The following is a 21,662-nucleotide window of genomic DNA, read 5'->3' as shown; positions in this document are numbered from 1 at the left end:
AGCATTAAAAACTAATATTAAGCCCCTCAGTATTCGCTATACAGGATTAAGAGTTTAGCCCTGTTATAAGCATGGAAATCTGGCTTAATAAAGGTAAAATAGCCGCCATTAAAATACCGACATATCCTGTTATTAAAGGATAGCTCCCTACACTTAACCTCTAAGGAATACTGGTCATGAGTCTTGCTGATTCAGTTCTCGCAATTAACAATGATTTGCCTATTCGTACCGACAAACCGGTACACAGTGGCAAGGTCCGCAGTGTTTATTGGCTAACCGATACTGATAGTCGCCGCCTTATCAAAGACAAAGGCTACGATGCTCCAGCGGATACACCATTAGCCATCATGGTGATCAGTGATCGCATTTCAGCATTTGATTGTATTTTCCATGGCGAAGGCAACCTGCAAGGTATTCCTGGCAAAGGCGCAGCACTGAATGCGATTTCCAACCACTGGTTTACCTTGTTTGCAGAGCATGGCTTAGCAGACAGCCATATCCTAGACATCCCACATCCATTTGTTTGGATAGTACAAAAAGCACGACCAATTAAAGTTGAAGCAATTTGTCGCCAATACATTACTGGCTCGATGTGGCGTGCATATGCAAAAGGTGAGCGTGAATTTTGCGGCATCACCTTACCTGAAGGCTTAGAGAAAGATCAAAAACTGCCTGAGCTGTTAATCACTCCTTCTACCAAAGGGATTTTAACAGGTATTCCTGGCGTTCCAGAGCAAGACGATGTCAACATCAGTCGTGCAGACATTGAAGCCAATGTGGAAGCATTTGGGTTTGAAAAGGCATCCGATATCGATTTATACGAAAAACTGCTTAAAGAGGGCTTTAACGTAATTTCAGATGCCTTAGCTAGCCACGACCAGATGTTTGTCGATACCAAGTTTGAATTTGGTTACGTAGATGACAAAGAAGGTAATTCGAAACTGATTTACATGGATGAAGTGGGTACGCCTGATTCATCACGTATTTGGGATGGCCCTGCTTACCGTGACGGTAAGATTGTAGAAAACTCAAAAGAAGGTTTCCGTCAGTTCTTACTCAATCACTTTGATGACGCTGACATTTTATTAAATAAAGACAGAATGCCTGAGCGTGAAGCATTAGCACGTGACAACGATCTACCTCTTGAAGCGATGATGAATGTATCGCGCACCTATACCGGTGTTGCTGAAAAAGTCACAGGTAGCAGCATTAAGCTTCCTGAAAACCCTAAAGCCGATATCATTAAAGTTTTACGTGAAAATTTCGACTTAATCGACTAATAATGAATTTAGCAGAGTAAAAAGGCGCCTAATGGCGCCTTTTTACTGGCAGTGACCTTTAGAAGTACTTAATCCAACCCTGTTTACTTTGATGCTTATATTGACTAAACCACTTGGTGGGAAAATACAGTAATACCGCTAAAATAACTGTCGTAATCCATACCCAACTAATGTCTGTAAATCCATATAAATCACCATAGTTTGGCCCAATTACATTTACTGCAAATCGGTACATAGCAAGTAATAAATACAAATGAACAATATAGAAAAACATCGGCGCTGAGCCAAAGGTAGACAAGACTTTACCGTAACGCGGGTTTACTTTTTCAAGTGCACGTAAACAGAATAAAGTGCCGCCAATAGTCACTAGCAAGAAAGCTAAAGAAGGTGGGTATTTAGTTAAATTAAACACCGACTTCAGCGTCATCAGTATACTGTCACCTTGCTGCCAATCTAAGGTTTCACCATAAATATTAAAACCACGCAAAATAGCGAAAATAACAAAACAGCTTAGACCAAGTTGAATAAGGATTTTGTGACGCTGTTTATCTTCAAATGAAGCACTGTATATTGGCGCCATAACATAGCCTAACAGTATCACGCCTATCCAAGGCAACACGGGATAACTAGCTCTAATTCCAATAAAGTCATTAGGTAAAATATTACCGCGATCATGCAATATCGCCCATAACGTGTAACCCCACTCACCTGGTGAGAACTGTATAGGCGTTAACATGTTGTGGCCAAATACGATGACTAGGCCAATAACACCAAGCCAAACTCGAGGTAAGCCAATCAGTAATGCGAGTGCTAGCATACTAATACCAATCGCCCACATAACCTGTAGCCAAATCATCTCGTAATTACCCATCCACTGAAAAGTAATCACGGTGCATTCTAAGGCAATAATAAACAGACCACGCTTAATTAAAAAAGACCTTGCTGAGCGCTCTGGCCCAAACTGAGGATGATTGTATAACCAAGCTGACACGCCAGTTAAGAAGACAAAAGTCGGTGCACAAAAATGTGCTGCAAATCGACTGATAAATAACCCTGTACTGGTACTGTCTAAGGTCATTGGGTCAGTCACTTGTTCATGAAAGAAAAATCGCTCCCTGACATGATCTAACAACATGATTAACATCACGATACCACGCATGATATCAATACTATCAATACGCTTTTTAAGTACTGATTGACTTACAGTATTCATTTATTGGGTTCTCTTTGGGAACTTAAGAATGATCATTATTAGCCACAAATGTGCTTCTATCACTATAACAATCATCTGCAAACGGGTTTGTTCTTTATCGAAAATAGCCCATAAAGCCATCTCAAATAACAGTGAAAAATTTTCAAAAAATTTACAATTTAGCCCATTTGTAAATGATAATGATTTTCATTCATTTTTTGTTAACTTTTCTTTATCATTTGGTGCAAATACTCCATTTGCAATAACAATTGCCCATTCTAGTGAAAAGCACTGTGCTTTCACAGCAGTTAAGATGATGAAAATATGAAACTAAGTCCTATTTACTTATCCATGTTATGCGCTTTAAGTGCATTACAAAGCGTATCAGCAGAAGAAATTAATGAAACTGATAATCAGAATCAGCCGAGCAATCTAGAAGTGATTGAAGTTAAAGGCCGATATATTGAAGGTTATAACGCTCACTCAGCAAGTGGAGCTTCTCGATTAGACTTAGCAATTGTTGACATTCCTCAATCCGTTTCTGTTATCACAAGCGCGCAGCTACAGGATTTTCAGCTAAATGATATTAATTCTGCATTAGATAGCGCTACCGGTATTAATGTTGAGCGTATCGAAACTGATCGAACTTACTACACTGCACGTGGTTTTGATGTCACCAACTTTCAAATTGATGGCGTCGGTTTACCACTAACCAATGGTAATAACCACGCAGATGAAGATACTGCGATTTATGACCGTATTGAAGTTATCCGTGGTGCAAATGGCCTAATGACTGGTGTCGGTAATCCATCTGCCACCATTAACTTTATTCGTAAACGCCCTACGGCACAAAGTAACCTTAATTTACGAGCGAGTTACGGAAGCTGGGATAACAAACGCATAGAAGCCGATGGCACTTACATAATTAATGATACTTTTGCAGCAAGAGCTGTTGCCGTCAAGCAAACCAAAGATTCATATTTAGACAGATATGAAACTGACAAGACGATTATGTATGCCTTTCTCGAAGCCAACTTGGGTGACAATACATCACTATCTATTAGCCACAGTTATATAAATAACGATGCTAAAGGCAATAACTGGGGCGCTTTGCCACTTTTCTATACTGATGGCAGTCCAACCAATTATGATCGCTCAACCAATACTTCAGCTGACTGGTCAAATTGGCAAGTTGTCAAAAACAATACTGTCGCAGAGCTAAGCCATTACTTTAATAATGACTGGCATTTACGTGCAACCTACTCACACCGCACCACCGATGAAGATACTGAGCTCTTCTATGTATATGGCACACCTGATAAAGAAACCGAGCTCGGATTAACCGGTTATGGCAGTGAGTATGATCTTGATGATGAACATGATTTAGTCGACGTATATTTAAATGGTGACTTTGAACTGTTTGGAAGAGACCATCAGCTGGTCGTGGGTGTGAACTATGCGAAAGTAAGTTATATCGACACATCCTTATATGATTACACCACTGGTAATGGTTTCCCGGCAATGCCAGATCTCAACACCTGGGATGGTAATACTCCTAAACCAACTTTTGCTGACGGCCTGAGTGGCAGTGATGTTGAAGCGACCCAAAAAGCGGCTTACTTCACAGGTAGATTTAATTTATTCGAAGGTTTCCACTTGATTGCTGGCGGTCGCTTTAACGACTGGCAGGTTGATGGAGAAGCTTATGGTAATGATCAAACTGTAGAAGATGCTGAATTCATTCCTTATGTTGGCGCAGTTTATAATATCATTCCTGAACTTTCAGCCTATGCGAGTTATACCGAAACATTCACCTCTCAAACAGAAAAAGATATCAATAACAACATCTTGAAACCTGTTACGGGCGAAAGCAGCGAAATAGGGCTAAAAAGTGAGTTATTTGATGGCAGGTTGATCACCACTGTGGCTTACTTCAATGTCATTCAAACCAACTTAGCGACGCTAGACCCAGATACCGCTGAGCTTCCACCGACTGAACAGCGTTATTACGGTGCAGATGGCATCGAGAGTAAAGGCTTTGAACTTGATGTCGCTGGCGAAGTTTACCCAGGATTAAATGTGAGTCTTGGCTACACTGACTTTGATATCAGTACTAGCGACGAAACGAATCAGGTAGCTAATTACACTCCTGAAAAATTATTCAAGTTAGGCACCACTTATGAAATTCCATTCTTAGAAGGTTTAACAATTGGTGCAAACATGCGCTGGCAGGATGATATTTTCCGCTACCAAGAACCAACGAAAACAGTTGTGACTACGCAAGATGCGTATGCCATTGTTGATCTGATGGCTCGTTATGAGTTTAACGAAAATATTGAGCTAAGCGTTAATGCTAAAAACATCACCGACGAGAAATACTTAACGAGCCTATACTGGGCGCAAGGTTTCTATGGTGCTCCAACAAATTATAGCGCGACATTAAGCTGGAAATTATAAGCTGATGTAGAGGCTTCTTGCTGTAAAGCAAGAAGCCTTTTTTGATCCAATTAGAGTCAATTATGAGAAAAACATTATTTAAATGGCACTCCTATGGAGCCTTAATTGCGATGCTGCCGTTATTGATCATTTCAATAACTGGCAGCATTTTGGTTTTTAAGGTCGAAATAGACAGCCTTTTGCGCCCATCGCATATGGTCGTTGATGCCACAGCAACCAGCGAGCGAGTCAGCTTAGATACCTTGATGCAAACGACACTGGCTGCAAATCCAGGTTACGAGCTAGGTGGATGGGGATTATTTGACGATAAGCACCGTTCAGATGCAGGTTACTTGATTAAGCATGGCACTGAACAATGGGAAAAGATTTATATCAATCAATATAACGGCGAGTTATTGTCAGTCTCCCAGCCAATGGGACACTACATCACTGATTGGTTGCTCGAATTGCATTACACCTTTTTACTCGATGTTAAAGGCGCTTGGGTTGGCTTTGCTGCCGCACTGATCATGTTATTTTTAGGGATCAGCGGCATCATTTTATACCGTCGTTTTTGGGCAAAGTTGTTCACCATGCGCTTTAAAGCCGTTAAGCGTGTTTTATTTAGTGATATTCACAAGTTCATCGGCATTTTAAGCTCACCAATTTTAATCATCATGGCTTTTACCGGCGGCTACTGGAACATTGCTGGCATCTTGCATGAAATAAACGAGCACGGTGATGGCGCCCATGTTTACATCACTGCTCCACTTCATAGTCCTGAGATTTCTTTCGAGTCATTGCGGCTAAAAAGCCATGCTGAAATACCCAGTTACCAAGCTGGCTACTTGGCTATGCCCCATGAACCCGAACGAGATATTACTTTTTATGGCGCAGTACAAAGCAGTAACCCTTTGCATAGTGAGTACGCAAGCACTGTCAGTTTTGACAAAACCACAGGCAAACTCCTTAATAAACAAGATATTCGAGAAGCGGGTTTATTAATGGTGTTTTTAGACAGTTTTAGAAAACTGCACTTTGGTTACTTTGGCGGACTCATTACTCGTATTATTTGGTGTATTGTAGGGTTAATGCCAGTACTACTAGGCTTTACAGGCTTATATTTATATTGGAATCGGCGTCAGCAAAAATCCGCATCCAAACGGGCCAGAGTGGCCATAGACTCTCAGCCAGTGGCTTGAAGTGACAACAACCAATAAAAAAGGAGCCTAAGGCTCCTTTTTTACTAACCTACCATATCCAATCTCGCCATTAGTGATGAGTTGACTCATTTTGAAGCCTAAACGTACGGCCAAGGCATAAGGTCAATAAAAGTAATAAACCCAAGTAACCTAAACTGCCACCAGCATTTTGTTTAATTTCACCGACTTTTACTTTTGATACTGCCGCTTGAGGGTATGCCAGCGCAATGAGCACTGGATCATGATCTGATGAAGAGTAAACATTATCAGACTTGGCTAGCTCTCCGGTATATTTACTGCTGTATTCGAACAAGTTAGATTCAACCGCATTGATATGCCAATCTTCAATGGCTACCATACGTGCTGCTAAGCTGGCATTACCTAAGGCGTGGTCTAAATTGCCTAGTTCACCTCGATAACTGTATGAGTACGTCGCTGCGCCATGGGCTTGCGTATTTAAATTAATAAACCCATAGCCTTTATCAATTACCTAGCCTGTTGCTTCATACTCAACGCCATTTAAACGGGTATATGATGCCGTTTTAATGACTCGTTCACTTAGCGCTGCATCATAATCAGTTAGCACTGCTAATGGATCTTCTTTGCCATAGGCATTTAAATCACCAATAACCAATACATCCCCTTCTATGTCTTTAACCGACTCGCCTATGACCTTAGCAGCAGAGACTCGAAACGCATTACACTTGCCTTGTAAATCTACTGGCTCTGATTCTTCATTGAAGCTTAACCAATCTTCGACACAGCCTGAGCCTTTAGATTTAAAGTGATTCACTACGATTGTCAGTTTTTGCTCATCAATCATAAAAGCTTGCATTAAGCTATGGCGCTGGTATTTATGATATGCAGGGTTCGTTTCTTTTACATCGCCATTTCTACGTGTAATCACCCCTTCTTCTAGATGCTGTTCAGGTGTTGGTATCACCTTTGCTTTTCCATCTAAAGTCACCACAGAAGGTCGATATAATATACCGACAGCAATAGCATCTGAGCCGACAAAGCCGCCATTGTCAGTGACTTCAACAAATTGATAAGCAAGTTCAGCAGGCAGCTTTGCATTAAGCGCTGTGACTAAATTTTGAATGGCACTTAATTCACCAAAGCCATTATTCTCAACTTCCATTAAACCAATAATATCTGCATTCATTGCCGCCATTGCATTAACGATTTTGGTCCGCTGCAATCGCATTTCTGATTCAACTTTTGCCCCTCGGTTATGGCCTAATGGGTTAGCATCTCCGCCAAATTCGCTATTAAAGAAATTCAGCACATTAAAACTTGCGACCCGAATATCACCTTGGTTTGCAATCGTAGGTGCCGCCGTTCTGTCTTGATTACGAATAAAGTCGCTAGCATTGATGCTATTGGTTGGCATCAAACGGTATTGATCGTAGCTATAGCCAATGACTCCTTCAATGTTGGTCAAGGTATCTCCGATACGAATATAACCGTTATCGGCATTAAAATTTAAAAAATACGGCACCTCGCCATGCTCAGCTTTATAGTCAGATTCAACCACAAGTTGATTGCTGATATTGGCACTGTGTAATGCGATTGCGTCAGTGGATAAAGGTGAATAAACCTGGGTGGCTTTCATTAATGGTGCTTGATGTGACAACACCATGTTATTACGGTATGAATCATAATCGAGGCTAAATGAACGTGTGACTTTCATATCACTCGCTGTTGTTAACACAACTTTCATGCCTTCAAATCGCTCAAGAGTTTGAGCCAAACTTTGACCTTCTTGAACCAATAAAGGCGTAGCAGCAAGCTCACCAACATGGTTACCGAGTGTAAATTTTTGCTGTTGTTCTATATTGATTTGGGTAAAGCCTGAATACTCTTGTACTTTACCTGTGACACAGACTTCCATCCCTGGGACGATTTCTGCGGGTGCAGACGCTCCCCAATGCACAAAAATACCGTCTGATGCTAAAGGTGAACCTGCAGCGAGAGGATCTTGAATAAAGAAACCTTTGTATAATCTATCAGCTCGAGCTGTTACTACGCCTCGAGTGGTTAATTCATTAACGGATTCATTTGTGCCTTCCACCACAAACGGGCTACTGCTTCCTGTGCCTTGGATCTGAGAAATCGGGGTAATCGAGGCAGCTTCACATAACACATCATTCGCCGTTGATGCTGCTTCATTGACCGTTTTAGCTTGTAACCACATCGGCATGGACAACGTAATCCCTAGCGATACTGCCGATAACATCCTTAATCTCATTGACCACTCCAACTCATTATCTTTCTGCTTTGTAATACAAAATAACTCAATCAACAACTCGGTTGATTTCCTAATCAAAATAGGAGCCGAAGCTCCCATTTTATGTGTCATCCAGTCAAGCTTAAATCGCCGCTTGCGCAACTGAAACATGATTTATTAATATTTTGCCGCTATATCTGGTTTAGGCATGGTGTTCTCAATAAATTCACGTAAGTCTTGGTTTGACTGTTTTAGATCTTCAGAACGTAAGTACATCATATGACCACTTCGATAACCTTTAAAACTTAAACGGTCTTTCATCTTGCTACTTGGATCAAGTTGCCACATGGTGTATTTGGCATCAAAGTAGTTGGTCGCACCGTCATAGTAACCAGCTTGAACCATGACATTTAAATACGGGTTTTGTGCCATTGCTTGACGTAAGTTTTCACCGGTTTTGTTGTTAGTGCGATCCCACGGATGCACATCACCTAACATGTAATACTTAATATCGGTTTTATAGTTTAACTCTTCACGAATGTACGCATTAATTGCTGGTGTAAAAGAGTGTAACCATGACGTTAACTCAGCATTGTAATCTGGACTATCGCCAACATCTTGCTTATCAATCCCTAAGTAACGAGAATCTAAACGCCCCACAGTTTGACCACGCTCACGTAATAATTCTTTCCAGAAAAAGCGAGTTGAAACATCTAGATTAGACTTCAATACAGCATCGACACTTAAGCCTGAGAAGTAAGCTACTTTCTCAGCAATTTTTTGCTTATGATCAGGCGCAATAAAACCACCCATTGCCAACGCAGGTATGTATTCATTAATGGTAAATGCCTCAACCTCAGGTAAAAACTCGGTTAAATCTGTATTTTGTAAATCGGCAGATAACGCCTTGTGGTACCAAGCGGCTGCGGCAAAATAAGGAAGGCGGTTAGCGGCTTTTACAGGGCCTTTACGTTCAATACCAATATCGGTTGGTGAAACCAGCACGACGCCATTTAAATACATCCATTGACGATCTTGTAACTCCAATGCCAAACCAGATACACGTGTAGTACCGTAACTTTCACCGATTAAGTATTTAGGTGAACGCCAGCGCTCATTGCGGCTCACAAAGGTATTTAACCATTCTGCTAAATACTTAATATCAGCATTAACCCCAAAGAACATTTCCTGTTGTTCATCTTTTGATGGCATCTCGCCATCTTTATTAGGTAACACCCGTGAATAACCCGTATTAACAGGGTTTACATACACGATATCGGCAACATCTAAAATAGAATATGGGTTGGTTTTAACCCCATAAGGCTGCAAAGGGTAGCCTTCGTCATCAACGTTAATGGCACGAGGACCTGTGTAACCTATGTCCATCCACACAGACGCTGAACCTGGACCACCATTAAATGATATCAATAAAGGACGTTTGGCGTTATTTCTAACGTTATCTCGCTGATAATAGGTATAACTTAAGGTTGCGACCGCATCGCCATTTTCGTTCCACACAGGTTGGGTACCAACCGTTGCGGTATAAGAAAAGCTATTACCATTCACTTTCGTTTTATGTTCAGTGACTACCGTTTCATCAATGGCAATTTGACGACTATGCATACTGACATTTGTCTGCTTATGAGCTGACACTTCATTACTTTGGTCAGCAATAACGTCGCTTACTGTCATCATTGATGCAACGCTGACCATCACAGCCGCGAGGGGAATTAGCTTCATACCTGTTCTCTTTTTGTTATCTATATTAGGATATTGATGTGATCTTATTAAATTACCAAATCATAAGAAGTGCAATCACAGTAATATAACCTCAGCCCGAGACTGCACTTAAACCCAAATAAGCAACTGAATTTAAAGTATAAAAAAGATCAACAATAATCGTAAGCAAACGTACATTCACATTTAAGGTCGCTTAATGACACAGGTAACATCTCAATCTTGGTTACAACCTGATTGGCCCAAGCCTGCACAACAGTGGGTAAATCGATCATTAGGGGAGCTGGATTACCAAGTTATTGGTTCGTTAGCGCTGATAAAAGGCTGGAGTCTCGGGTACGTTTATAAACAAAAGACAAACAAAGGTGATGTATTTTTTAAAGCCACTGCTTCACTACCTTTGTTTTCTAATGAATCGCAGTTATGTGCAACATTGTATGACCTTTTTCCAAATGCTATAGCAACCACGCTGGCTTATGAGCCTAGGCAACAATGGTTATTAACCGCTGATTTTGGCACTGCTTTTGTTGATACTGTGCCATTGTCAGATTGGGCACTCCCCTTTAATGTCTTTGCAAAATTGCAGCAGCGCTCTATCCAGCATCTCGATAAATTAATCGATTCTGGCTGCATACAACGTGATATTCGTAACTTACCCGATCAATTAACAGCCATGTTTGCTAATGACAACATAACCGCTCGCCTACCTAAAGACATGCCACAATCTGCTGCGCAAATCAGCGAGGTCATGACTAAATTGACACAACAGATTAATGCATTGCTGCAACTTGGCCTCCCTAACACCTTAGTGCATAGTGATTTACACATCGAAAATATTGCACCCAATACTGCATTAGCAACTGAACCAGCAAGCGAGCCGTTTATCTATTTTGATTGGAGTGATGCATGTATTAGCCACCCATTTATCGATGGCACCTATGTCTTTCGTATGGAAAAAACACCTGCAAAGCAGCAAATTGTTCAAGCCTATTTATCCCAATGGCAAAGTTATGCTGATATGGAGGCGCTTCATGAAGCTTGGCACTTAGCCGAAGGGATCTGTTATGCCCATCAAGCAGTCTCTTATGGCGCGATGAACCACATTCTCGATCACGATATGGATTTGTTACATGCCTTTGAAAATGCCTTTAGGCGTTTCATGGTTAATTTATTGAATAAATAAATGAAAACACATCTTTACTTAGCACTGTTTTAAGGTGTGTATAATCAGACTGCGCCAGCGTTTGTTGAGTCAATGTTCCCTATGTAGCATAACCGATAAAAAAGCGCTTTTTTTGTGAAAAAACCATATCAAATCGACGCCACCTGCTCTAGAATCCAATTAATTTCTTCTATTCAAGTGCTGATTTTATGAAACAAGTTGAATTTCGTAATATTGATAAACTGTTTATCAAAATGTCTATTAACGACAAGTTCTGGGCAATTTTCGGGTTATTCTTAGTAATATTGAGCTTTGTCTCAATTAATACCTACCTAGACCGTATCGATCAGATAGAACAACAATCAATGGCAATGTTAACTGAAAAGGTCAACACCACAGTTAATACGCTTATCGCTACTGATCAAATCGAACAAGCTGCAACCACTGGCTTATCGGTATCGACTTATCATCAGCAAAGCGAACGTAATGGCAACAACATTACCGCAGTAATGCAATCAAATGGACAATACTTCTCGCTTAACCAGTCTGTTTATCAACTAGAGGCAGATGCCAAACAAGCGGCACTTTATAGCTTATTGCTCACGTATTTATGGGTACTGCCTTTTGCATTAGTGATTTATTGGAATGCGACCTTTATTGGCGGCGCACTTTTCGTGCTGTGGGATACCACTAAAAAAATTGGCAATGGTGATTTAACGTCTCGCTTGGGCTTCCACCCAGGTCGTGATGAGTTCGGCACCATAGGTTGCGCATTAGATAAAGCGATGGACACATTAACCGAACTGGTTGTGACGGTTAAGCAAAGCGCAGATACCTTGCACCATACCTCGTCTTCATTTGCCGATGAAACACAGCAAAGCGCCGAGCAAATAGATCAACAATATGTCTCTTTAGACTCTGTTGCGACTGCGATGGAAGAAATGACGGCATCGTCGTTAGAGGTATCAAACATTGCTAAAAACGCCACTCAGCAAGTTGAGCAAGATTCTGAATACACTAAGCAAAGCTACAATCGTGTAAAAAGAGCAATCGAAGAGATTGAGCAATTATCAACATACATTGAAAAAACCTCAGACTCCGTAGGCAGCTTGAAAGAAAACGCGACCAAAATTAATGAAGTGATTACTACCATTAATGCTATTTCAGAACAAACGAACCTATTGGCATTAAATGCCGCTATTGAAGCAGCTAGAGCGGGTGAAATGGGACGAGGCTTTGCCGTCGTTGCAGACGAAGTCCGTACCTTAGCCAGTCGTACACAATCAGCAACGGTTGAAATCCAGAGCATGATTGAGCAATTGCAATCTGAAACCCTTAACATTGATAGCATTACCCAAGATACAGTTAAGCAAGCGCAAAGTAGCAGTGATTTAATTGCCAACATTGGGACAGACGTGAACTCAATTGCCGAGTCTTCTCGTTCGATTATGGACATGAGTTTCCACATTTCAACCTCTTCAGAAGAACAAAGCGCGGTGGCAAACGATATTGCTAAAGAGCTGACGGAAATTCGTGTTAAATCTAATACCATCAGAGATCTTGCTAATCAGTCATCAAGTGGTGTTGCTGATTTATCTGAAGCATCAGCCAACTTAGGCCGAATTTTAAGTAACTATCAAACAGCCTAAATAGGTTTGATAACGACGCATGCTTTAAAGCTCAAACATCGACAGGCCAAAGCCTCATAACAAAAATGCCGATAGCATCAGCTATCGGCATTTTTTATGAAACTGCTTCCATTCGCAGTAATGTTATTGGCACTCTACGAAAGATTACAATTGGTGTAATGTATAGCCAAACTGACTTTGGCTATCTTGGGTAAGTACAAAGCTGTAATTCGTGTCACCATCAAAACTGATTAAATCAGACTGGTATAGCAAGGTCTGTGTGCCATTATCAGATTCATATACGACATTTATTTCATAGTCATCTTGCGGCATAACCAAGCTATCTTGCTCTTCAAAATCGAGGTTTTCAATGGTGTATTGTGCTGACTCAATGGTTTCAGTGCTGCTGACAAAGTACACAATCACATCATCGTAATCTTGAGATAGGTTAGCGACATCAACATTATATTCATAAGCTCTTGGACGTAGGTCATGCTCTATCACCATGCCTTTGACGGTATCATCTCGATACAACAATAAAGTGCGGATGTCATCCTGGTTAAACGTCACAAGTACATTGTCTAAAATAACTTCGCTAGTCTCTGCATTGGTTACCGTCACACCATAATCATTAAACCCTGTTTGCGAATACTCACTGGTAGTAAATGGCGTAATGTCTTTCAAATAGTGGGACTCTAATTTACTTACGACATCAATATCTAACGTGGTATCTTCTAAACCATTGAACACTCTAAAGTCGGCCGTTGAATCAATATTGGTGTAAGTCACAGGGGTTGATGTTGAATCAACACTGTCCAAAGTGATTTTTAAATCGCCAGAGCCAAAACTATTTCTTAGAACAAACTTATAAACCGTTTCACTGGTTAAGCTCATGCTATCAGTGGTATAAACCACGTTATCAGTGCCCTGCTCTGTCAGGTAAATGATATATTCATCGGTATTTAGCATCAGCTCTGAAGTATAACCACCGTAGTTGATACTGCCTATCATAGTGGCATCTTGATAACTGTCACTATCAAGCGAGATATAGGCGTCATAAGCGTTATCTTCACTGGTTACATTGGCAACCAATACCTGCATTTTGCTGTCGTCACTATCCTCGTCATCATTGATATCATCCATATCACTGCGATCATATTCGATATCTAATAACTCAGGTGAAACATAATCACCGTAAAGCACATATAAGTGATTTGCCTCATTACTCAAAATAATCGTCTGGCTATAAATACTGACAGTATCCTCATATTCATCTAGACCATAGATTTCCATATCAACACTACCCGTATCATATCCGTAACGTGGCATTGCATCACCAAATTCAACGTCTGTGTATTGGTAGTCATCTAAAACTAATGATGTTGCTGTGCTATCCGCTGAGGCATTATAAAATTGTACGTACGCAACAGAATCCGAATCATCATCACTACTGCCATCAATCGAATCACATGCTGCTAATGAAACACTTCCCAAGCAAACCATCATCAAACTACATACATTTTTGTTAAACATACTCACTCCATTAACTGTTTAATTACATTCTCAGGAGATAGGACAGAGCACGGATGTAATTGACCGTAAAGAAGTGTAAAGAAGATAAAGCCTGCGTAAATGGCTATTTATTCGGGGAACTCAACTATTTTAAAGATATAAAAAAGCACCGCCTAAGCAGTGCTTTAATGGGTTAAGTCAACAATTGGCTTAACTACCAGCGATTTTCATATCACTTAATAAAATACCGCCAGTGCGAATAGAAGAGCGTAAATCTTGATCTTTCGCGACAGCTTGAATTCCCATAAACATATCTTTTAAATTACCTGCAATGGTAATTTCTTCAACAGGGAATTGAATCTCGCCGTTTTCAACATAAAATCCAGCAGCACCACGTGAATAATCACCTGTGACCATATTCACGCCTTGTCCCATCACTTCCGTCACAATTAACCCTGTGCCCATTTGCTTAATGAGCTCATCAAAGGTTTGGCCTGTATGACTTAATGTCCAGTTATAAATGCCACCAGCATAACCCGTATTAGTTAGGCCAAGTTTACGTGCAGAATAGCTAGTTAAGAGATACGTTTCTAATTGGCCACGATCAATGATCTGACGCTGTTGTGTCGCCACCCCTTCACTATCATAGTTAGCACTAGCAAGTGCACCAATCAAATGCGGGTTTTCTTCAATACTAAACCATTCAGGGAATAGTTGGGTATGGATTGAGTCTTGTAAAAAGCTTGATTTACGATACAAGCTACTCCCACTAATTGCCCCCACTAAATGCCCTATGAGTCCTGTCGCAATTTCTGGAGAAAACAATACAGGCAAGTTTGCCGTAGGGATCTTACGTGCATTTAAGCGATTTAATGTCTTATTTGCAGCCAATAAACCAACCGACTCGGGTGTCATTAACTCATTATATTTACGGGCAATGGTGTAATCGTAATCACGTTGCATATTGCCATCGGCTTCTTCACCAATAACGACACAACTTAAACTATAGCGAGAGCTACAATAGCCGTTTAAAAAGCCATGACTATTCCCGTAAACCTTTGCTGCAGTATGAGCGTTAGCAGTTGCGCCGTCAGAATGTTTCACTTGTTCATCAACTGACAAACTGGCTTCTTCGGCACGTATAGCAAGCTGTGCTAACTCATCAGGTGAAATGTCTTGCGGATGGTATAAGTCTAAATCACGAATGGTTTCTGCCATAAGCGCTTTATCAGCAAGACCGCTAAATGGATCAGATGAAGTGTACTTTGCGATATCATCAGCGGCCTTAACGGCGACTGCAATCGCTTCAGGACTTAAATCTGAAGTGGATGAACTGCCTTTACAACCATCACGATAAACCGTAATACCTAGTGCGCCATCTTTATTAAATTCAACCGTTTCAACTTCCTTTTCACGGGTTGAAACCGATAAGCCTTGCTGCTTACTTATCGCCACTTCTGCAGCACTGGTGCCTAATTTTTTAGCATGCTCTAATGCAACAGCAACGGCATCTTTTAGCGCCGCTAATTCAGTATCAATTTTATTGGTAGACACACACTTACTCTTCAGTTTCCATTGTTGGCACTAGCATATCAAATTCAAAACTGTATTGATAACCATCAAAACAAGGATTTAAGCGCACAAATTGCCTTAAATAAACTAACCTTTAGTTATCATGTTGAATTATCACTTAATGAACACAAATAGATTTACGCAAAATTGACGACTTAGCCGTTATTCAGTGGCCGCAATGCCCCTTGAAGTGTTATTATTCACGGATATTTATTAGAGGTTATTTACTATGAAAATTGTTGGCGATTCCGACCACTTCCATCAGCCATATGACAATGACGATGATTACGTCAGCAGAACAGAGTTCAAAAAAGAAAGTGAGGAAGCTCAAGCGCTTGGCATGCGACTTATTGCCCTAAGTAAATCACAGCTAGACAAAGTTGGTTTAGACGAATTTTTATATGATGCTGTACTAAAAACAAAAAGCATCAAACCTAAAACAGAAGCTTACCGTCGTCACCTTCAGTACATCGGTAAACTTATGCGCGGATTCGATCACGAACCAATTATTACAGCGCTTGATAACGTATTGAATAAAAACAACAATGAAACTGCTCAAGTACAAATTATTGAGAAGTTACGTGCTCGTTTACTTGAAAACCCAAATGAGGAAGTAGAAGCATTATTGGCTGACAACCCTGCATTTGAACGTCAAAAGTTACGTCAACTTATTCGCCAAGCAAATAAAGAACTCACTAAGAGTCCTGATGCAGAATCAAAATCTCACAAAGAACTATTCAAATACTTACGCGCTGGTTTAGCAGACTAAATATACTCATACAGGGATGTTGCTGATGCTACTAAAAAAAATAAAATACGCACTACCTTTATCAATCGCTTCACTTGGTTTTCTCATCGGTTGTAATGGCCCTTCAGATGACAATGGTGATAACGGAGGAGAAGACGGCAGTTATAGCATTAGTGTTATCTACCAAACGGTAGTAAACGGACAATGTGATGCAGCCACCGACTCACTCACTTTTGATATCAACGAAAGCTTTTGTGCAGTAGCCCATTTAACACTTTCTAATAGTGATGTTAGTGGTGCGATTATCAACTTTTCACCTGACTTTGGTGAAGCAAGTGCAGATAGTAAGCTCACTGACAGCGATGGTTTAGCAAGCGTTTTTATTAGTTCAAGTGGCGATGTCGGTGCTGGCAGCCTTTTAGTCAGCCATACACCAACTGATGCAGATAGCGTTACGGCAACCCGTAATTATCAATTCGAAGACACCAATACAGTCCCGACACCTGACACCATTTCTGTGGTTTCTAGCATTACTCAAGCAGGTCAAACGGTAACCAGTTTCAAAATTGATGATGCTGTTATCTTAACGGCCAATGTGCTCGACGGCACTAACCAACCCATCGTCAATCAGCTAGTAACATTCCAAGCAGGTAATGCGAGTTTATCTCCAAACACAGCACTCACATCAGCCGAAGGTGTGGCGACAATAAGCTATACTGCATCGACTGAAGAGCTAGGTGCCTACACCTTAGTAGCCAGTACTGAATTTAATGGTGAAACTGTATCAGGCACCAGTGCATATGAAGTGCTTGCCGGTGATGAAGTGATACCTGATGGTACGCTCAAGTTTGGTTATATTGATGACAGTAATACTTTCCACGAAAATCAGTTAGGCTCAACATTAATTGCAGATACTGACGGCGATTACGTTATTGGTGCGGGCGCAAGCTTTGGCGTGATAGCTGATATTATTGTAGAAGCCGATGACGGCAGCTTTGCTCCTTTACAAACCCCAACTAGCATTTCATTCACCTCTGATTGTGTCGCCAGTACTGATGCCAGTATAGACTCTCCTGTGACCACTTCTGCAGGGCGTGCAAGTTCAACATACCAAGATACAAGCTGCAGCGGCAATAGTGTTCGTAGTGAGCAAATTGTGGCTTCAGCGGTTGTTGGTAGCGAAACTTTTAGTGCAACATTTGATTTTTCCTTAGAACGCCAAACGCTTGGTAGCCTAAGCTTTATATCTGCGGAACCTACACAAATTCGTATTAAAGGCGCAGGCGGAACTGGCTCAACAGAAACGTCATTAGTGACATTTTTAATAAGTAGTGCCAGCGGTCAGCCTGCTGCCCAGCAATCTGTTGACTTCAGCTTAGATACCATTGTGGGTGGGCTAAGCTTTTCAAATGGTGAGATTACCAGTGAAGCAACCAGCAATAGTGAGGGGTTAGTTACCGTGACTGTTCAGTCTGGCACTATCCCTACCCCTGTGCGTGTGCTTGCCTCTGCAACCGACAGCGATACGGGTGATGTCATCACAACGCAGTCTGAGCAACTAACCGTGAATACCGGTTTACCTCAGCAATTAGGCTTTAGCATTTCTCCTTCGTTATTTAACCCGGAGGCGGGAAACAATAACGGTGAAGAAGTCACCATAACAGTATTTGCATCAGACAGCTTTGGTAACCCAGCACCTGATGACACTACGGTCAACTTCACAACTGAAGGTGGCCAAATCCAGCCTTCATGCTCAACGGTTAATGGGACTTGTTCTGTGATATGGACATCAGCCGATCCACGACCAGCTGATCATCGTGTAACAGTGCTCGCTTACGCGTTAGGACATGAAACTTTCTTTGATACTAACGGCAATAACATCTTTGATGATGCTGATGGAACAGCCATAGCTAATGCTTGTTTAGATAGCGCAGGTGCTCCTATCGCTTGTACTGGTAATGGCATGGACAGGGAAACCTATCATCAAAGTGGCTTTAGCGATTTAGGTGATGCCTTTAGAGATGATGATGAAGTCGGTGTTTATGTTTCTGGCAAACCGTTTTTCAATGCTGAAGGCAATACCAGTTACTCTGGCCCAGATGGTAAATTCAATGGACCCCAATGCGAAGGCAGTCTTTGTGGTGAAGGCCAAGCGAACAAAACTTACATTCGTGCAGCCACTGTACTGACCATGTCAGGTTCAGCCGCTAATATTATCGCTACCGACGTGGATAGAAATCCAGTGACTAATTTAGTCTTGGCACCTGAAGCAATGCAGACAGTATTAGTGGAGCTATATGACAGTGCTAGACAGGTCATGCCAGCAGGATCGACATTAACGGTGACAGCCATAAATGGGACGATCAACTTCGAGGGTTATACCGTTCCTAACACGACGTGTTATAGCTTCGCAGCTAATGATGCAAGCCATGCCTGTGATGAAGTTGCCACTAAGTTTACCTACACAGCTGCTGATGAAGTGGGTCAAGACTCTATTACATTAACAGTGACAACCCCAGGTGGTTTGATTACGAAAACGGACCTAAGTGTCACTGTGCAGTGATATCTTATAATAGGGTAATAGTTTAACAGGGCTAATGCCTTGTGCCATAAGCTAGTGTCATCAAGCTTACCCCGTAAATCACCCACTATCTAGAAGCTCGCCTCGGCGAGCTTCTTATTATTGAAATATCATAAAACTAGGATATACTCTTTCGCAATTGGGAAAACAGGGTTCGTTTTCTTACGGTTTAATACTCAAAATTAAATCTAAAAAACCGCTTAAAAGGATATTTAAATGCGTACTACCGCTATTTTAGCCACACTTGCTGGCTGCGCTTTACTCACTGCATGTGCATCAACTCAACCTATCGTTGCTCAAGAGAAAACTGTTGAGTTTGAAGGACAAACTTTGGTCTTCTCAGGTATCTATGATACTGAAAAAAATAAACTTGAACTGTCCGTTAATGGCGATCCGCTAATGAAAGGGCGCTTTCCACCATACACACCAACTCAAAACCTAAAGAGTAAGTATCGAGATTTAAAAATCGAAGGTAAATGCTATTTTGGTTCGGTATTAGGCGATCAAGGTGGTGCATTTGGTGCCGTTGCTGGAATCATTCAATCTTCAAAATCAAGCACAGGCGACAAGTGCGAAATGCTTGTAAACAACAAGCCTGTTGAAAACCTGTATTTCTAAAACATCACCATAAGCTGTAATAACGAACCCAATCTTTACAATGCATTGTAGGCTAGTTCAGCTGCACCATACTGGTGCGCTGAACTAGACTTATAAGCCCTTAACACACTGAATAAAGGCAGTTAAAGCACTCAAGCGACTTGGCTTGGCAATTGCTTATTTCTTGCTTTCATTATACGAGTCCATCATGTTACCACTGCATACGTCCCTTAGAGGACTACGTTGTTTTTGTATTGCAGCCGAATGCCTTAGCTTTAAAGAAACGGCAAATCAACTATTCCTCACGCCTTCAGCAGTGAGCCATCAAATCAAGCAATTAGAGCAAAACCTGCAACAACCTCTTTTTATACGCCAAACGCGGGCAATCAAGCTCACTGATGCGGGTAAGCAGTTTTATCAGCAAGTTGCACCTGTCATGGTAAAACTTTCAGAAACCGTAAACCAATTCGCACAAACAAATACCACTTTAGAGGTAAGCATTTCGATGCCAGAGTTTTTTGCCAGTGAGTTATTTGTCCCTCAACTTATCGGCTGGTCTCAAGAATACCCGCAGATAAATTTAAAATTAGACACAGTAAAAACTAGGGCGGCACAAACTGGACAAACCGACCTATCAATTGTTCTGTCAGGTTCTAAACAACAAGATCAGCATAGTCATGAATTATTTCCGCTAAAGTACATCCCAGCTTGCAACCCTCACCAATTTCAGCAGTTGCATTCTCAAGGACTATCGGTGATATCTAAAGTCCCATTAATTGTTCATCAAGCAAGACCTCATTCATGGGAACAGTGGGCAGAATCAGTTAACTTACCGCATTTTTCGCCAAAACAAGTGATTCAACTGGACAGTATGTTTAGCGTTGCTCGGGCAGCAGAGCAAGGTATTGGCATCGCACTTATCCCAATGCCTATCAGTAAAGCATGGTTTGAAAATGGCAGTTTAGTGGCACTCTTTAATGAAGCCTTAAATAGCCATGATAAATACTACTTACTGCAACACGGGCAAAGTGAAGCAAGAATGGAGGTCCAGCAATTAATAGATTGGACGGTTGCCCGCTTTGGCCAACAATAATCAGGCTAGCGCGGCTAATAAGTGAAAAAATCTCATCTATCACAATGAATTTTCTCGTTTGTCAGCCAAGCAGATATTCCCTAAATTAGCCACGTAGCAACCCGCTACTACCTATAAAGGAATATACAATGAAAACATTACCTACTCTTATCGCAGCAAGCTTATTACTTGCAAGCTCACCCATGGTTATGGCTGATGCTGCTGAAAATAGTCGTTATAAAATGGTGCTTATTGAAGACACTCCAGGCGTTGATGCTATTCAATCAGGCGACTTAATTGAAGGCATTGAGTTAACGAAATCAGCAAAGCACTCAGCCATTGATACCTATACTCGTAACCTCAACTTATGCGTGGGATATACTAAGTTATCTCAATTTGATATTGCTGAAAAAGCGTGTAGTGATGCCGTTAGAATGGCAGTCAATGAAGAAACATTACCGTCGATGAGAATGCGCGCATATGCTTTTAATAACCGAGGCGTAATGAAAGTGTTGGCAAATGATAATATTGGTGCATTAGAAGACTTTAGACAAGCCGCAAAAGCGACTAAAGACCCGATTTATAAGCAAAATCTGACTCGTTTAGAAGCTGCACTTAATAGCCTAGAAACGGGGACCTTATAATTTGGAAGATGACCAACAGCGACAGCAAAGCTTACTCTGTCGACAACCAGTGAATGTGGAACCAATAGG

The 21,662-nt window shown here is 41.2% G+C and carries 16 protein-coding genes; 10 read left to right on the top strand and 6 right to left on the bottom strand.

All coding sequences use genetic code 11. The features are described 5' to 3' along the window. Nucleotides 1-176: 176 nt before the first annotated feature. Nucleotides 177-1,280, top strand: coding sequence for a phosphoribosylaminoimidazolesuccinocarboxamide synthase (locus tag SJ2017_RS02450; RefSeq protein WP_080914760.1), 1,104 nt, complete (start codon nt 177-179; stop codon nt 1,278-1,280). Nucleotides 1,281-1,338: 58 nt separating this feature from the next. Here the strand turns inward: SJ2017_RS02450 and SJ2017_RS02445 are convergent, their stop codons facing one another. After that, nucleotides 1,339-2,493, bottom strand: coding sequence for an acetyltransferase domain-containing protein (locus tag SJ2017_RS02445; protein ID WP_080914759.1), 1,155 nt, complete (start codon nt 2,491-2,493; stop codon nt 1,339-1,341). Between the two features lie 303 nt (nt 2,494-2,796). Here SJ2017_RS02445 and SJ2017_RS02435 point away from each other — a divergent pair, with 303 nt between their 5' ends. Beyond that, the gene (locus SJ2017_RS02435) at nt 2,797-4,929 is read left to right on the top strand and encodes a TonB-dependent siderophore receptor (RefSeq protein ID WP_080914757.1); all 2,133 of its coding nucleotides are present in this window, start codon (nt 2,797-2,799) and stop codon (nt 4,927-4,929) included. Nucleotides 4,930-4,991: 62 nt separating this feature from the next. After that, on the top strand, nt 4,992-6,110 hold the full coding sequence (locus SJ2017_RS02430; RefSeq protein ID WP_080914756.1) for a PepSY-associated TM helix domain-containing protein: 1,119 nt from the start codon (nt 4,992-4,994) through the stop codon (nt 6,108-6,110). A 70-nt stretch (nt 6,111-6,180) separates the two neighbouring features. On the opposite strand, the gene SJ2017_RS21940 is transcribed toward SJ2017_RS02430, so the two are convergent. From SJ2017_RS21940 to SJ2017_RS02415, 3 genes are all read right to left on the bottom strand, one after another. Further along, nucleotides 6,181-6,468 carry a hypothetical protein gene (locus SJ2017_RS21940; protein WP_080914755.1) on the bottom strand — a complete coding sequence of 96 codons (288 nt, stop codon included), beginning with the start codon at nt 6,466-6,468 and terminating at the stop codon, nt 6,181-6,183. A 132-nt stretch (nt 6,469-6,600) separates the two neighbouring features. Then, the gene (locus SJ2017_RS02420) at nt 6,601-8,361 is read right to left on the bottom strand and encodes an ExeM/NucH family extracellular endonuclease (RefSeq protein ID WP_420876295.1); all 1,761 of its coding nucleotides are present in this window, start codon (nt 8,359-8,361) and stop codon (nt 6,601-6,603) included. A gap of 156 nt (nt 8,362-8,517) precedes the next feature. Continuing rightward, on the bottom strand, nt 8,518-10,080 hold the full coding sequence (locus SJ2017_RS02415) for a S10 family peptidase (protein WP_080914753.1): 1,563 nt from the start codon (nt 10,078-10,080) through the stop codon (nt 8,518-8,520). Nucleotides 10,081-10,276: 196 nt separating this feature from the next. Between SJ2017_RS02415 and SJ2017_RS02410 the strand changes: the two genes are divergently transcribed. Then, on the top strand, nt 10,277-11,260 hold the full coding sequence (locus tag SJ2017_RS02410; protein ID WP_080914752.1) for a phosphotransferase: 984 nt from the start codon (nt 10,277-10,279) through the stop codon (nt 11,258-11,260). A gap of 188 nt (nt 11,261-11,448) precedes the next feature. Further along, entirely contained in the window at nt 11,449-12,888 is a 1,440-nt protein-coding gene (locus SJ2017_RS02405; RefSeq protein WP_055022890.1) for a methyl-accepting chemotaxis protein, read from the top strand. 144 nt (nt 12,889-13,032) lie between these two features. Here SJ2017_RS02405 and SJ2017_RS02400 read toward each other — a convergent pair whose 3' ends face one another. Both SJ2017_RS02400 and pmbA read right to left on the bottom strand, forming a co-directional pair. Beyond that, nucleotides 13,033-14,400 (bottom strand): hypothetical protein, encoded by a 1,368-nt coding sequence (locus SJ2017_RS02400; protein WP_080914751.1) that lies wholly within the window; start codon nt 14,398-14,400, stop codon nt 13,033-13,035. Nucleotides 14,401-14,589: 189 nt separating this feature from the next. Continuing rightward, nucleotides 14,590-15,933 (bottom strand): metalloprotease PmbA, encoded by a 1,344-nt coding sequence (gene pmbA / locus SJ2017_RS02395; protein WP_080914750.1) that lies wholly within the window; start codon nt 15,931-15,933, stop codon nt 14,590-14,592. Between the two features lie 247 nt (nt 15,934-16,180). Here pmbA and yjgA point away from each other — a divergent pair, with 247 nt between their 5' ends. From yjgA to SJ2017_RS02370, 5 genes are all read left to right on the top strand, one after another. Further along, nucleotides 16,181-16,720, top strand: a complete 540-nt coding sequence (yjgA, locus tag SJ2017_RS02390) for a ribosome biogenesis factor YjgA (RefSeq protein WP_055022893.1) — start codon at nt 16,181-16,183, stop codon at nt 16,718-16,720. A gap of 25 nt (nt 16,721-16,745) precedes the next feature. Continuing rightward, nucleotides 16,746-19,262, top strand: coding sequence for an Ig-like domain-containing protein (locus SJ2017_RS02385; protein WP_080914749.1), 2,517 nt, complete (start codon nt 16,746-16,748; stop codon nt 19,260-19,262). A 234-nt stretch (nt 19,263-19,496) separates the two neighbouring features. Then, complete coding sequence (locus SJ2017_RS02380) at nt 19,497-19,898, top strand: hypothetical protein (protein ID WP_055022895.1); 402 nt, start codon at nt 19,497-19,499, stop codon at nt 19,896-19,898. A gap of 196 nt (nt 19,899-20,094) precedes the next feature. Beyond that, nucleotides 20,095-20,970 (top strand): LysR substrate-binding domain-containing protein, encoded by an 876-nt coding sequence (locus SJ2017_RS02375; RefSeq protein WP_394498313.1) that lies wholly within the window; start codon nt 20,095-20,097, stop codon nt 20,968-20,970. Nucleotides 20,971-21,098: 128 nt separating this feature from the next. Further along, entirely contained in the window at nt 21,099-21,593 is a 495-nt protein-coding gene (locus SJ2017_RS02370; RefSeq protein ID WP_080914748.1) for a hypothetical protein, read from the top strand. Nucleotides 21,594-21,662 lie beyond the last annotated feature (69 nt).

It is taken from the genome of Shewanella japonica, from assembly GCF_002075795.1.
In the GTDB taxonomy this organism is placed as follows: Bacteria; Pseudomonadota; Gammaproteobacteria; order Enterobacterales; family Shewanellaceae; genus Shewanella; species Shewanella japonica.
The sequence above is the reverse complement of the archived record's forward strand: the minus strand, read 5'-3'. Positions and strand labels throughout refer to the sequence as shown.